Origin of the sequence: Chryseobacterium lathyri (assembly GCF_019970085.1) — a bacterium.
Taxonomy (GTDB): domain Bacteria; phylum Bacteroidota; class Bacteroidia; order Flavobacteriales; family Weeksellaceae; genus Chryseobacterium; species Chryseobacterium lathyri.
This window is the reverse complement of sequence record NZ_JAHXYG010000006.1, coordinates 185,946-199,017: the sequence shown is the minus strand read 5'-3', so window position 1 is coordinate 199,017 and position 13,072 is coordinate 185,946. Positions and strand designations below refer to the sequence as shown.

At 37.4% G+C, this 13,072-nt stretch carries 11 protein-coding genes and 1 tRNA gene; all 12 read left to right on the top strand.

Annotated elements, in window-relative coordinates; genetic code table 11:
- The first annotated feature begins 36 nt into the window (after positions 1 to 36).
- The 12 genes from LC418_RS19205 (at position 37) to LC418_RS19150 (ending at position 13,026) form a co-directional block, all read left to right on the top strand.
- Positions 37 to 3,135, top strand: coding sequence for an efflux RND transporter permease subunit (locus LC418_RS19205; RefSeq protein ID WP_223560317.1), 3,099 nt, complete (start codon positions 37 to 39; stop codon positions 3,133 to 3,135).
- A 530-nt stretch (positions 3,136 to 3,665) separates the two neighbouring features.
- Positions 3,666 to 4,877 (top strand): elongation factor Tu, encoded by a 1,212-nt coding sequence (tuf, locus tag LC418_RS19200; protein ID WP_034749673.1) that lies wholly within the window; start codon positions 3,666 to 3,668, stop codon positions 4,875 to 4,877.
- Between the two features lie 54 nt (positions 4,878 to 4,931).
- Positions 4,932 to 5,002, top strand: a tRNA-Trp gene (locus tag LC418_RS19195).
- 12 nt (positions 5,003 to 5,014) lie between these two features.
- The gene (gene secE / locus LC418_RS19190; protein ID WP_034702507.1) at positions 5,015 to 5,221 is read left to right on the top strand and encodes a preprotein translocase subunit SecE; all 207 of its coding nucleotides are present in this window, start codon (positions 5,015 to 5,017) and stop codon (positions 5,219 to 5,221) included.
- Positions 5,222 to 5,238: 17 nt separating this feature from the next.
- Entirely contained in the window at positions 5,239 to 5,781 is a 543-nt protein-coding gene (gene nusG, locus LC418_RS19185) for a transcription termination/antitermination protein NusG (RefSeq protein ID WP_111955370.1), read from the top strand.
- Positions 5,782 to 6,243: 462 nt separating this feature from the next.
- Positions 6,244 to 6,690, top strand: coding sequence for a 50S ribosomal protein L11 (rplK, locus tag LC418_RS19180; RefSeq protein ID WP_034702033.1), 447 nt, complete (start codon positions 6,244 to 6,246; stop codon positions 6,688 to 6,690).
- Positions 6,691 to 6,701: 11 nt separating this feature from the next.
- On the top strand, positions 6,702 to 7,394 hold the full coding sequence (gene rplA, locus LC418_RS19175) for a 50S ribosomal protein L1 (protein WP_111955369.1): 693 nt from the start codon (positions 6,702 to 6,704) through the stop codon (positions 7,392 to 7,394).
- A 17-nt stretch (positions 7,395 to 7,411) separates the two neighbouring features.
- Positions 7,412 to 8,005 (top strand): 50S ribosomal protein L10, encoded by a 594-nt coding sequence (gene rplJ / locus LC418_RS19170; RefSeq protein WP_111955368.1) that lies wholly within the window; start codon positions 7,412 to 7,414, stop codon positions 8,003 to 8,005.
- A 46-nt stretch (positions 8,006 to 8,051) separates the two neighbouring features.
- Positions 8,052 to 8,420, top strand: a complete 369-nt coding sequence (gene rplL, locus LC418_RS19165; protein WP_034723387.1) for a 50S ribosomal protein L7/L12 — start codon at positions 8,052 to 8,054, stop codon at positions 8,418 to 8,420.
- Positions 8,421 to 8,693: 273 nt separating this feature from the next.
- The gene (locus LC418_RS19160) at positions 8,694 to 9,053 is read left to right on the top strand and encodes a hypothetical protein (RefSeq protein WP_223560316.1); all 360 of its coding nucleotides are present in this window, start codon (positions 8,694 to 8,696) and stop codon (positions 9,051 to 9,053) included.
- A 177-nt stretch (positions 9,054 to 9,230) separates the two neighbouring features.
- Complete coding sequence (locus tag LC418_RS19155) at positions 9,231 to 10,382, top strand: hypothetical protein (RefSeq protein ID WP_223560315.1); 1,152 nt, start codon at positions 9,231 to 9,233, stop codon at positions 10,380 to 10,382.
- Positions 10,383 to 10,425: 43 nt separating this feature from the next.
- Positions 10,426 to 13,026 carry a T9SS type A sorting domain-containing protein gene (locus LC418_RS19150; protein ID WP_146897138.1) on the top strand — a complete coding sequence of 867 codons (2,601 nt, stop codon included), beginning with the start codon at positions 10,426 to 10,428 and terminating at the stop codon, positions 13,024 to 13,026.
- Positions 13,027 to 13,072: the final 46 nt, after the last annotated feature.

The window sequence follows — 13,072 nt, the reverse complement described above, 5'->3', positions numbered from 1 at the left end:
AGTCTAATATCTAAAGTCTAACATCTAATTTCTACTATGAATAAATTCATTAAAAATATAATTGCTTTCTCGTTAAAAAATAAAGCATTTACCTTTATCTGGGTTGCTATTTTGGCCATTGCGGGTTTTATCAGTTTCAAAAATATGCCCATTGAAGCTTTCCCGGATGTTACCAATACCCAGATTGTTATTATAACCCAATGGAATGGGCGGAGCGCAGAAGAAGTGGAACGTTTTGTGACTACGCCCATTGAATTGGCCATGAGCCCGGTGCAGAAGAAAACGAGTGTGAGAAGTACCACGATGTTTGGTCTCTCTATCGTTAAAATTCTTTTCGACGATGGGGTGGATGATACTTTCGCCAGAAATCAGGTGAATAACCAATTAAGAACCGTAAGCCTTCCTGATGAGGTGGATCCGGAAGTTCAGCCACCCTACGGGCCTACCGGGGAAATTTTCAGATATACCCTGGAAAGTAAAACGAAAGATTCCAGAGAACTGCTGACTTTACAGAACTGGGTAGTCGACCGCGCACTGAGAGGCGTTCCGGGAGTTGCAGACATCAATGTTTTCGGAGGCCAGGACAAGGTTTTTGAATTAAGTATTGATCCGAGAGCTTTGGATAAATACAATCTGACGCCGCTTCAGGTGTATGATGCCGTTACCAAAAGCAATTTAAATGTCGGAGGTGATGTTATTGAGAAAAATGGTCAGGCTTATGTGGTAAGAGGAATCGGTTTGGTTAAATCCATTAATGATATAGGGAATATTACCATTCAGAATGACAACGGAAATCCTGTTTTGGTCAAAAATGTTGCCGACGTTCACGAAAGTTCAATGCCGAGAGTCGGACAAGCCGGATTGAATAATCATGAAGACACCGTTGAAGGAATTGTTGTAATGAGAAAAGGGGAGAACCCAAGGGAAGTTCTGGTTGGAGTGAAAGCCAAAATCAAAGAGCTTAATGAAAAGGTTCTTCCGAAAGATGTCAAAATGGTAACCTTCTACGACCGTGACAACCTGATGGACTTCACGACACACACCGTGATGCACAACCTGATCGAGGGAATCATTCTTGTTACGGTGATTGTTCTGATCTTTATGGCAGACTGGAGAACCACGCTCATTGTTTCCATTATTATTCCACTGTCCCTGTTGTTCGCATTTTTATGCTTAAAGCTTGCCGGGATGAGTGCCAACCTGCTTTCGCTGGGTGCGGTAGATTTCGGGATTATTATTGACGGAGCTGTCGTCATGGTGGAAGGGCTTTTTGTCATGCTCGATCATAAAGCGCTTAAATATGGAACAGAAAAATTCAATAAACTGTCAAAAGGAGGCTGGATCAAGCAGACTGGAACAGGTTTAGGAAAAGCCATCTTCTTTTCAAAATTAATCATCATTACATCGTTAATCCCTATTTTCTCTTTCCAGAAAGTGGAAGGGAAGATGTTTTCACCATTAGCATTTACCTTAGGATTTGCTTTGATAGGGGCATTGGTATTCACTCTGACATTGGTTCCCGTTCTTTCCCATATCTTATTAAATAAGAATGTAAAAGAAAAAAATAATCCGTTTGTTAATTTCTGGGATAGAATTGTACTCAAAGGATTCAACTATACTTTTCAACATAAAAGAATGAGTTTAATTGTTGCCATATCTTTCATGGTAGTGACGTTATTCTCAGGAAAATTTTTAGGAACAGAATTCCTGCCCCAACTGAATGAAGGTTCACTTTGGATTACTGCAGAAATGCCGATGAGTTCATCATTAAAAGAATCTCTGAAAACCGCAGACCTTTTAAAGAAAGACATTATGAGCTTTCCTGAAGTTACCGATGTCTTGGCTCAAACCGGACGGAGTAATGACGGAACAGACCCGAACGGATTTGGATTTGTGCAGTTTGCCGTCAATCTTCAGCCTAGAGATGAATGGAAACGCAAGATCAGCTACGAAGAACTGATTGAGGAAATAGATAAAAAGCTCAGAAGCTACCAGGGAATTACCTTTAATTATTCCCAACCCATCTCAGATAATGTGGCAGAAGCCGTAGCTGGTTTCAAAGCGGAGAACGGAATCAAAATTTATGGTGATAATCTGGAAACCCTGGATAAATTGGCGGATGAGGTTTTAAAACAGATCAAAGACGTAGACGGAGTAAAAGATCCGGGGATCATTAAAAATATCGGTCAGCCGGAAGTAAGTGTCGTGCTGGACCGGGATAAAATGGCGGCTTACGGAGTAATGCCTGATGACGCACAATCTGTACTGGAAATGGCTTTTGGAGGAAAAACGGCATCAGAAATGTTTGACGGCGAAAGAAAATTCCCGATTCGTCTCAGGTATTCCCAGGAATACAGAAAAGATGAAAATGATATTGCTTCCTTAATGGTTCCTACACAGGATGGGGCAAAGATTCCGCTGAAGGAAATCAGTACCATTGTAAAAGATAACGGAGCTGCATTTATTTACAGAGATGATATTAAAAGATACATCGGGGTGAAATTTTCGATTCGTGACCGTGATTTAGGAAGTACCATTGCGGATGCACAGAAAAGAGTGGCCAATATTGATCTTCCGGACGGTTATTCCATTGGCTGGACAGGTCAGTTTGAAAACCAGCAGAGAGCTTCACACAGACTGGCGCAGGTGGTTCCGATCAGCATTCTGGGGATTTTCTTCTTACTGTTCATCCTTTTTGGAAATATGAAAGACTCATTGCTGGTATTGGCGAACGTACCTTTTGCACTGATCGGAGGGATTATTGCCCTGCATCTTACCAGAATGAATTTCGGAATTTCAGCCGGAGTGGGAATGATTGCTTTGCTCGGTATCTGTATCCAAAATGGAGTTATCCTTATTACTGAGTTTCATCAGAATGTCAAGAACGGATTGAGCTTAGACAATGCCATATTAAATGGTGTAAAATCCAGAACGCGACCTGTTATTATGACGGCGCTCATGGCTTCGATAGGATTGATGCCTGCCGCATTGTCCACAGGTATCGGTTCGGAATCTCAGAAACCTTTAGCCATCGTGATTATCGGAGGGTTAATTACAGCAACTATATTAACATTGTTGATCTTCCCGATTATTTTCTGGATCTTCAACAGGACGAAAAAGTCCCAACAGATTTAATATTTCTTCTATCTATATATTATGTGAGGCGCGGAAAACATAGTTTTCCGCGCTTCTTGCATCAAAATAATCATGTGTTTTCTTAACCCACAATCCTGTTAAAAGTTCCTGGACCATATTTTCGGGTATTATATTATCTTCAAAAATTGTTAGCCCGGAAAAATATTAGAATAATTAACATCTAAAAGAAGGATAAAGATTCTCGTAATATTATTTTATTCTATTATATATACGAGGAAATATTAATGGCGGTTTTTATAGTATAATTTTATTTGCAAATATTTTTTTACTTCCTATATTATTCAGAATTAGTCACATACTTTATGCTTTCAAATAAAAACGTTTATAATGATTTTTTTCAATCCGGAAATTTGTGTAAATTTGCAGTCTCAATACATTGAAATATAAGGTTTGTGCTTCTTTGATTGAATATTGAAACTTTTTTAAATAAAAAAGATTTTAGTATTTAAAAAATCATTATATTTGCACACCGAAAAATTGAAAAATAATAAAATAAATAATTTTAAATCATGGCAAAGGAAACGTTTAATCGTAACAAACCACACTTGAACATTGGTACTATTGGTCACGTTGACCATGGTAAAACTACTCTTACAGCTGCAATTTCTGCTGTACTAGCTAGCAAAGGTCTTGCTGAGAAAAAAGACTTCTCTGCAATTGACTCTGCTCCAGAAGAAAAAGAAAGAGGTATTACTATCAATACTGCTCACATCGAATACGAAACTGAAAAAAGACACTATGCTCACGTTGACTGTCCAGGTCACGCGGATTACGTAAAGAACATGGTAACTGGTGCTGCTCAAATGGACGGAGCTATCGTAGTATGTGCTGCAACTGACGGTCCAATGCCTCAGACTAGAGAACATATCCTACTTTGCCGTCAGGTAAATGTACCTAGAATTGTTGTTTTCATGAACAAAGTTGACATGGTGGATGATGCTGAGTTGTTAGAGCTTGTTGAAATGGAGCTTAGAGACTTATTATCTACTTACGATTTTGACGGAGATAACTCTCCAGTAATTCAAGGTTCTGCATTAGGTGCTCTTACAGCAGCTACAGCAGCTACTCCTGATACTGAAGACAAGTGGTTCAAGAGCGTTGAAGAATTAATGGATGCTGTTGATAACTGGATCGAGCAGCCACCAAGAGATACTGATAAGCCATTCTTGATGCCAATCGAAGACGTATTCTCTATTACAGGTAGAGGTACTGTTGCAACTGGTAGAATCGAAGCTGGTATTATCAATACAGGTGATCCTGTTGATATCATCGGTATGGGTGAAGAAAAATTAACTTCTACTATTACAGGAGTTGAGATGTTCAGAAAAATCCTTGACAGAGGTGAAGCTGGTGATAACGTAGGTCTATTGTTGAGAGGTATTGAAAAAACTGACATCAAAAGAGGTATGGTAATCGCTAAGAAAGATTCTGTTAAGCCACACAAAAAATTCAAAGCATCAGTTTATATCCTTTCTAAAGAAGAAGGTGGACGTCATACTCCATTCCACAACAAGTACCGTCCTCAGTTCTACGTAAGAACTACTGACGTTACAGGTGAGATCTTCTTACCAGAAGGTGTAGAAATGGTAATGCCTGGTGATAACTTAGAGATCACTGTAGAATTGTTACAGCCAATCGCTCTTAACGTAGGTCTTAGATTTGCGATCAGAGAAGGAGGTAGAACAGTTGGTTCAGGTCAGGTAACTGAAATCTTAGACTAATCATCTTAAAATAAATAAAGCTTCCGGAAGGAAACTCTCGGAAGCTTTTTATCTACGGGCATCGTCCAATGGTAGGATACCGGTCTCCAAAACCGTTGATCAGGGTTCGAATCCTTGTGCCCGTGCAAATATTAATTATGAGTTCATTTGTCGATTTTTTAAAAGGTTCTTATAACGAATTCAGACATAAAGTTGAATGGCCAAAGTGGGCTGATCTTCAGTCTTCTACTATTGTGGTAACTATTGCTACAGTGATTTTGGCATTGTTTACCTTTGGAGTTGATGAATTGTTTTCAAAAGCAATCAGCAACATAATTGGAATGCTAATTAACGTGTTCAACTAAAAAAGTATTTTCCCATAATGAGCGAATTGAAATGGTATGTGCTGAAAGCAATCAGCGGACAGGAAAATAAAGTGAAAAACTATATTGAGACAGAAATCAAACGTTTAGGGTTTGAGCAGTACGTTACTCAAGTGGTTATTCCTATGGAAAAGGTTATTCAGATCAGAAACGGAAAAAAAGTTCCTAAAGAGAAACCTTACTATCCTGGATACTTAATGATCGAAGCTGATCTGATGGGAGAAATTCCTCACGCAATTAAAAACATTCCGGGAGTAATATCTTTCTTAAGCTTAACAAAAGGAGGTGATCCTGTTCCGATGAGAAAATCTGAGGTCAACAGAATGCTGGGAAGAATGGATGAGCTTTCAGAATTTGCAACCGATGTTGAGATTCCGTTTATTGTAGGTGAAAACGTTAAAGTAATTGACGGACCTTTCAATGGATTCAACGGAACTGTTGAGAAAATTCTTGAAGACAAGAAGAAAATTGAAGTTTCTGTACTGATCTTCGGTAGAAAAACTCCAATGGAGCTTAGCTATATGCAAGTAGAAAAGGTATAATTTATACTTTTAAAATATATAAAGACTGCTGTTTTGGCAGTCTTTTTTTATGATTATGTTTTTTTTGTTCTTTTATTTTTGTTAAAAGGGCAGTTATGAAAAGATTGGTGAAACACAGAGGCTTTAAAAGAATTTGATTGGATATGCTTAATATTGGAAGTAAGTTTGTATTGCTTGGTTTCCATATTGTAATAAATTCATTTTAGATTTTAATAAGACAATAAAACACTAAAAATATACCCAAGACTAAAAAATTTCAGTCCCATGGAGCTTTGTCTTTTATAAATGTAAATAAAAAAATATTCATATTCTTTTCTAAAAATCAGCACTTTCCATTTGCTAATTCAAAAATATTTCATAATTTTGCAGTCCGAAAAGTAGATTTACTGTATGTGAGTCGGTAATCTGCTGAATAATAAATGCTTCCAAACTCATTAATTATTCAAACTAAAAAAATTAAAAATGGCTAAGAAAGTCTTTAAAATGGTAAAGCTTCAGGTGAAAGGTGGCGCGGCTAACCCTTCTCCACCAGTAGGTCCAGCATTGGGTTCTGCAGGTGTGAACATCATGGAGTTTTGTAAGCAATTTAACGGGAGAACCCAAGATAAGCCAGGGCAAGTTTTACCTGTAGTAATTACAGTATACGAAGACAAATCTTTTGAATTCGTTATTAAAACTCCACCTGCAGCAATTCAGTTAATGGATGCGGCTAAGATCAAAGGAGGTTCCGGAGAACCAAACAGAAACAAAGTAGGTTCTGTATCTTGGGATCAGGTAAAGAAAATCGCTGAGGATAAAATGACTGACCTTAACTGCTTTACAATGGATTCTGCAGTTTCTATGGTTGCAGGTACTGCTAGATCTATGGGATTAAGAGTAACAGGAACTAAACCAACTTTTAACGCTTAAAACTAATAGAAATGGCAAAATTGACTAAAAAGCAAAAGGAAGCTTTAAGCAAAGTAGAAAAAGGAAGAATCTATAACCTTGAAGAAGGTTCTGCTCTTGTAAAAGAAGTAAACACTACAAAGTTTGATGCTTCTGTAGATATCGCTGTAAGATTGGGTGTAGATCCAAGAAAAGCAAACCAAATGGTAAGAGGTGTTGTATCTCTTCCTCACGGTACTGGTAAAGATGTTAAAGTTTTGGCATTGGTTACACCAGATAAAGAAGCTGAAGCAAAAGAAGCTGGAGCTGATTATGTAGGTCTTGACGAATATTTACAAAAAATAAAAGAAGGTTGGACAGATGTTGACGTTATCGTTACTATGCCAGCTGTTATGGGTAAATTAGGTCCATTAGGTAGAGTATTAGGTCCAAGAGGTCTTATGCCTAACCCTAAATCAGGAACTGTAACTATGGAAATTGGTAAAGCAGTAACTGAAGTAAAAGCAGGTAAAATTGATTTCAAAGTAGACAAGTATGGTATCATCCATGCTGGTATTGGTAAAGTATCTTTCGATGCTGTTAAAATTAAAGAAAATGCTCAGGAATTAATTTCTACATTGATCAAAATGAAACCAACTGCTGCTAAAGGTACTTATGTGAAGAGCATTTATTTGTCTTCTACTATGAGCCCGGGTATTGCAATTGATAGTAAATCTGTTAACTAATAATAATCCTTAAGACAATGACAAAAGACCAAAAAGTTGTAGCAATACAAGAGATCAAAGATTTGCTTCAGGATGCGAAAGTAGTTTATGTAGCAGATTTAGACGGTTTGAACGCTGCTAAATCTTCTGATTTCAGAAGACAGGCTTTCAAGCAGAATATTAAAGTGAAAGTAGTAAAAAATACACTTTTACAAAAAGCAATGGAGCAGATTGACGGAGTAGATTTCTCTGAAATGTTCCAAACATTCAAAGGTAACTCTGCATTAATGGTTGCTGATACAGCTAACGCTCCAGCAAAATTAATTAAAGACTTCAGAAAAAAAGAAGAGAAGCCGGCATTAAAGTCTGCTTTTGTACAGGAAACTTTCTATGTTGGTGACAACAATCTTGATGCCTTAGTAAGCATTAAGTCTAGAGAAGAAATGATCGGTGAAATCATCGGATTGCTTCAGTCTCCAATTCAAAGAGTTGTTTCTGCTCTTCAAAACAAATCTGAAACAGTAGAAACTGCCGCTGAAGAAGCTGCACCTGCTGTAGAAGAAACTCCTGCTGCTGAGGCTCCAGAAGCTCCTGCTGCAGAAAGCACTGACGAAACGCCAGCTGCTGAATAATTACACTCAAAAAATTAAATAAATAATCAACAAAAACATTACAACAATGTCAGATTTAAAAAATTTAGCTGAAACGCTAGTAAACCTAACAGTAAAAGACGTAAACGAATTAGCTACTATCCTTAAGGATGAGTACGGAATTGAGCCAGCTGCTGCTGCTGTAGTAGTTGCTGCAGGTGGTGCAGGTGAAGCTGCTGAAGAAAAAACAGAATTCGATGTAATTCTTAAGTCTGCAGGTGCTTCTAAATTGGCTATCGTTAAATTGGTAAAAGATTTAACTGGTGCTGGTCTTAAAGAAGCTAAAGATATCGTAGACGGAGCTCCTGCTGCTATCAAGCAAGGAATCTCTAAAGACGAAGCTGAAGCTCTTAAGAAGCAATTAGAAGAAGCTGGTGCTGAAGTAGAATTGAAATAATTCAATTTACTATAAAATAAGAAGCCCGGACAGCAATGTCCGGGCTTTTTTTGTTTTTATAACATTCTAAAAATCAATGTATTTTGTTAAAATAATCAGGTATTATTGATATGTATGTTTTGATAATTGATTATTGTTGTGTATGTCGTAAAAATTAACATAATTAAATGTTTATTATTTGCTTAAATGTTTGTTTTTTGTTAAAATTTAATATTAAAAAGTTGTTTTAATTGAAAATTTACTATATTTGTACCGAAAAAAACACATACATCATTGAAAATAAATTACTTTATCTTCTATAGCTGTGCTATAGCATATTGTATCAATATGTTGTTTGCATGGCAGATAGAAAATCTCAGCACCACATCTTTAGCAGTACAGAATTCTACTGTATCATGCTCTCTTTATAAAACTGGTGAGTTTACAAAATATTCACAAAAAGATAAGATTCCCGTTCTTAGTAAGGCTTCTATAGAAATGAGTAAGCGGTATGCTGGTATCAGGCATCTGAGCTTCATATGCAGAGACGCAGGAATTGTACAACAGTATAAATGCACTATACATTCTGTTGAAGATCCTAAAATTGAGGCAGGTTTTGACTTTGTCATTAAGTTTCCGGATAAATTATCTTAATCGTACATCTTCCAATTGCTTTAACGAAAACAAATATTAGTAGTAATAGTTTTATCCTTTATGGGTGCCACCCCACAAACGCACAGGTTGGAATTAATACATGTTAAGCTATACAGTATTTGAGTTCAATAGTATAAAAAAAACATAAAACATAAAAAAACAACAAATATCAATTTAATGAAAAACAAATTATTAACACTTGCTATTTTATCCTTTACAGGATATCTTATAAACGCACAAGTTGGAATTAATACTGGTCTTCCCCAGGCTACATTGGATGTAGTCGGGTTTCCAACAAATATCAATAAGCCTGATGGAATTATTGCGCCAAGGCTTTCATTGAGCCAATTGGCTGCTAAAACGTACGCTGCAGCTCAGACGGGGGCTTTGGTATATGTTACATCTATTAACGCTACTCCTGCTGGTTCAACGATTAATGTAACAACTCCGGGATATTATTATTATGATGGAACAGTATGGATATTTACTACGCCTTCAGACTGGCATACTACTGGGAACTCAGGGACAACCGCCGCCGCCGGTGTGGTGGGAAGTACAATTTCTTCCGGAAATTTTTTAGGGACAAAAGATTCTCAGAATTTGGTAATTGCTACAGCTGGTGCAATAAAAGGAATTTTATATACGGATGGTACTTTACGTGGTGGAAATACTACAGCTGCCGGTCCATATGCTTCTCTTGTATGGGGATCAAACAATACAATATCAGATACAACATTATCTTCTAGTGTTGTCCTGGGCAAAGATAATACGGTTTCTGCACAGGGACCTAATTTTCCAGGTGTTGCTATAGGTTCGGGTAATACAACTACTAACGGAGCAAAAGCAATTGGTAATAATAATAATCTGAATGGATCCAATCAATTCGCAATGGGTAATCTCAATGCGGCTGTTGCGGGTAGTACTTCTGGTATTGCCTTGGGGAATAATAATACTTTCGCGGGCTTTGTTTTGGGATCATCAAATAATGTAACGAGTAGTAATTACGCTTTTGGAAATAGTAACACAGTGACTGCTTCAGGAGGTGCGGCTATGGCGATAGGTATTGGAGCGCAGGCAACAACAGCTAACCAGACTATATATGCTAATAATCAGCATGCTTTTTTTGGGCAATCAACAGCTACTAACACGGTTGTAGGAATAAATATGGCTCCTACAGCGGCATCTTCAACCGGAGCGGCTATTCAGATGAAAGGAATTGCTGCTGCTGCGGGTACATCTTGTACTTCGGCCGAAGAAGGAGCAATTCGATATAATATTACTATACATGCTCATGAGGGCTGCAATGGCACAATTTGGAAGGCATTCTAATTTAAAATAAACACAAAACTTAATAAAAACAAAAACAAAAAAAATGGCAAAAAAATTATTCGAGAAATTTGCAGTCATGCTGATGATATTTATGATGTCAGCGGCAGTATCTGCTCAAAAAGGTTATGAGCCTATCCGAGGGATGGGGGTAGAAGCTAAACCTGTAAATAATTCAGGTATTTGCTTGGCGTGTTATAACGGGAGTATGAATCCTGTAATAGATGCGAATCTGGATAATAGTGTAAGTATGGGGAACTTTGCTTCTTTAGTAAGTGGAAACGGTATATCTGTGAAAAATACAAATACTACTTATCCTGCAGGATACATTACAGGTTTTAATGTGGATTTGGGGACAAGTTTTATCACAGTAGACCTGTTAAGTTCATTAAGAATCAGTACCTACAAAAATGGAGTGCTTCAGGAATCTACTACAAGCAGTACCTTATTGTCTGTTCCTGCGTTCGGAGGAAGCAAAAACAGAATTTTCCTGCATATGAAAACGACAAGAGAATTTGACGAAGTAAGACTATACCAAACCAATGTACTGTCTATATTCAGTGCACTGAATGTATATTATGCCTTTGCATTTGATCCTACTAAAGTTCCTGTTGATAACAATGGAATTTGTGATGATATTATTGCGGGAAGTGGTGTAGATGGAAACGTATCAGGAAGCAGCAGCTTCATTGCTCCGCTTTCTTTTGTTCAAAACAGAGAAAGAATAGGGGACGGAGATAAGAATTCTTACGGATCAATTGTATTGCCGGCTGGACTTCTTGGATCTTACTCAGTAGGAGTATTGGATAAAAATCAGGTTTATCCGGCAGGAAACAAAGCAGGTTTTGTGATCTCTCCTGACGATGAAGGAAAACTTTTAAGTGCAGAGTTCTTAAAGAATATTACAGTGGAAACTTATTTATATGGCCAGCTGCAGGACTCTAGGACATTATCTGATGGTGGCGGTTTAATTAACATTAAAGTTCTGGGCTTTGGTACCGGAAAACAAAAAGTTTCGGTGACAACAACTAAGCCTTTTAACGAAGTGCGTTTGAAAGTTACGCAGACTTTAGGTGTTAATCTGGGATCTTTAAAAGTATATTATGCATTTGAGGAGCCTGCATCTTGTGAATGTAATGATAAAATCCAGACAAGTGGTTCTGCAATTCAGGGAAATCTTGTATCAGGAACTAACTGGACTTCCGGTCCTGGACTTTTTGGTCTTATTTTAGCAAAAATGGTAAACCCAGCGGCTATTGTAGATACCAATACATCTAATTATGCTACAGCAACTATTCCCGCTGCTTCATTGTTAAGTATTTTCTCAGCATATGCAACTGTAAGTACCAATAGCTTACTTCCTGCTAATACGTATGCTGGATTTACATTGGAAAAAGCTGCGAATCTGATCGGGGTGAGTGTTCTTGAAAATATTACGGTAACCCTTTACAATAATAATACTCAGACAGACATTTTCACAAGTACAGGAAGCTTAATTAGTGGAAATTTCTTCACTACAGATTCCAATAAATTTTATGTAGGAGGTAAGGCGACTAAACCTTTCAACCGTATTAAAGTGACGTTCTATAGTGGTACAGGGGTGCGTATTCCTCAGAACTACTATATCTATAATGCATTTGCAAGCAGAGACGATGATAATGATGGAGTGCCAAACTGCTTCGATCAGTGTCCTAACGGTAATGACAGTATTGATAATAACGGTAACGGTATTCCGGATTGTGCAGAAGGATGTACAGCGGTCAATGACAAATCTCCTACTATTGATACAGATGGTGACGGAATTGTGGATGCATGTGACCTTGATTCTGATAATGATGGAATTCTGGATGCTGTTGAAGATTTGAATCATGATGGCTTATTTGAGAATGATGACGTAGAAGGAGATCTTTTTGTTATTCCTACTTTAGGTGATGGTATTGCTGACTATTTGGATTTAGATTCTGATAATGATGGTATTCTTGATTTATTTGAATCAGGTGTTCCAACATCAGTAATTGATCAGATTGATGCAGATCATAATGGTGTTATAGATTTAGGTGTGGCTGTAGGTGCTAATGGTATTGCTGATATTTTGGAAACTTCTCCGGATTCAGGTGTATTGAAATATGCTACTAAAAATACTGATGGAGATGCTGATCTTGATTTTGTAGATCTTACCTCAAACGGTGCAAGCTTCGATTTATATGCTATTGGTAAAGGTAACCTGGATGACCTTGGTTCAGGATTTATTTCCAGAATCAATGATGTGGATAAAGATGGTATCCAGGCTGTTGTGGATACAGATCTTGTAAAGAGAGGAGCACCTGATTCTCCATTATCTCCTTACGCTGCTCAGTTAAAGAGTGCTTTGGCGAAGTCAGGTAAAGGGATAGCTGATTCAGATGTTACTTCAACTGCAAGTGATATTAGTGTGTATCCTAACCCAGTTAAATCAGGTGAAAACTTAAACGTTAAATCTGGAGAAGCAGGAACTTATACATTATTCTCTGCTCAAGGGCAATTAATCAAATCAGATAAATTCTCTGGTAATGCTGAAATTAATACAGCTTCACTACCGGCAGGTGTTTATATTGTAAAAATAGAAACTAAATCAACAATGAAATCTTATAAGATCATTGTAAAATAATTTTCACATTTTATAAAATGAAAGGCTGTCCTTCGGGACGGCCTTT

What these genes read in the sequence shown, in the direction of transcription:
- secE (WP_034702507.1), top strand. Translation starts at nt 5,015, where the DNA reads ATGAGTTCATTTGTCGATTTTTTAAAAGGTTCTTATAACGAATTCAGA.
- rplA (WP_111955369.1), top strand. Translation starts at nt 6,702, where the DNA reads ATGGCAAAATTGACTAAAAAGCAAAAGGAAGCTTTAAGCAAAGTAGAA.
- LC418_RS19150 (WP_146897138.1), top strand. Translation starts at nt 10,426, where the DNA reads ATGGCAAAAAAATTATTCGAGAAATTTGCAGTCATGCTGATGATATTT.
- rplK (WP_034702033.1), top strand. Translation starts at nt 6,244, where the DNA reads ATGGCTAAGAAAGTCTTTAAAATGGTAAAGCTTCAGGTGAAAGGTGGC.
- LC418_RS19155 (WP_223560315.1), top strand. Translation starts at nt 9,231, where the DNA reads ATGAAAAACAAATTATTAACACTTGCTATTTTATCCTTTACAGGATAT.
- rplL (WP_034723387.1), top strand. Translation starts at nt 8,052, where the DNA reads ATGTCAGATTTAAAAAATTTAGCTGAAACGCTAGTAAACCTAACAGTA.
- nusG (WP_111955370.1), top strand. Translation starts at nt 5,239, where the DNA reads ATGAGCGAATTGAAATGGTATGTGCTGAAAGCAATCAGCGGACAGGAA.
- LC418_RS19205 (WP_223560317.1), top strand. Translation starts at nt 37, where the DNA reads ATGAATAAATTCATTAAAAATATAATTGCTTTCTCGTTAAAAAATAAA.
- rplJ (WP_111955368.1), top strand. Translation starts at nt 7,412, where the DNA reads ATGACAAAAGACCAAAAAGTTGTAGCAATACAAGAGATCAAAGATTTG.
- tuf (WP_034749673.1), top strand. Translation starts at nt 3,666, where the DNA reads ATGGCAAAGGAAACGTTTAATCGTAACAAACCACACTTGAACATTGGT.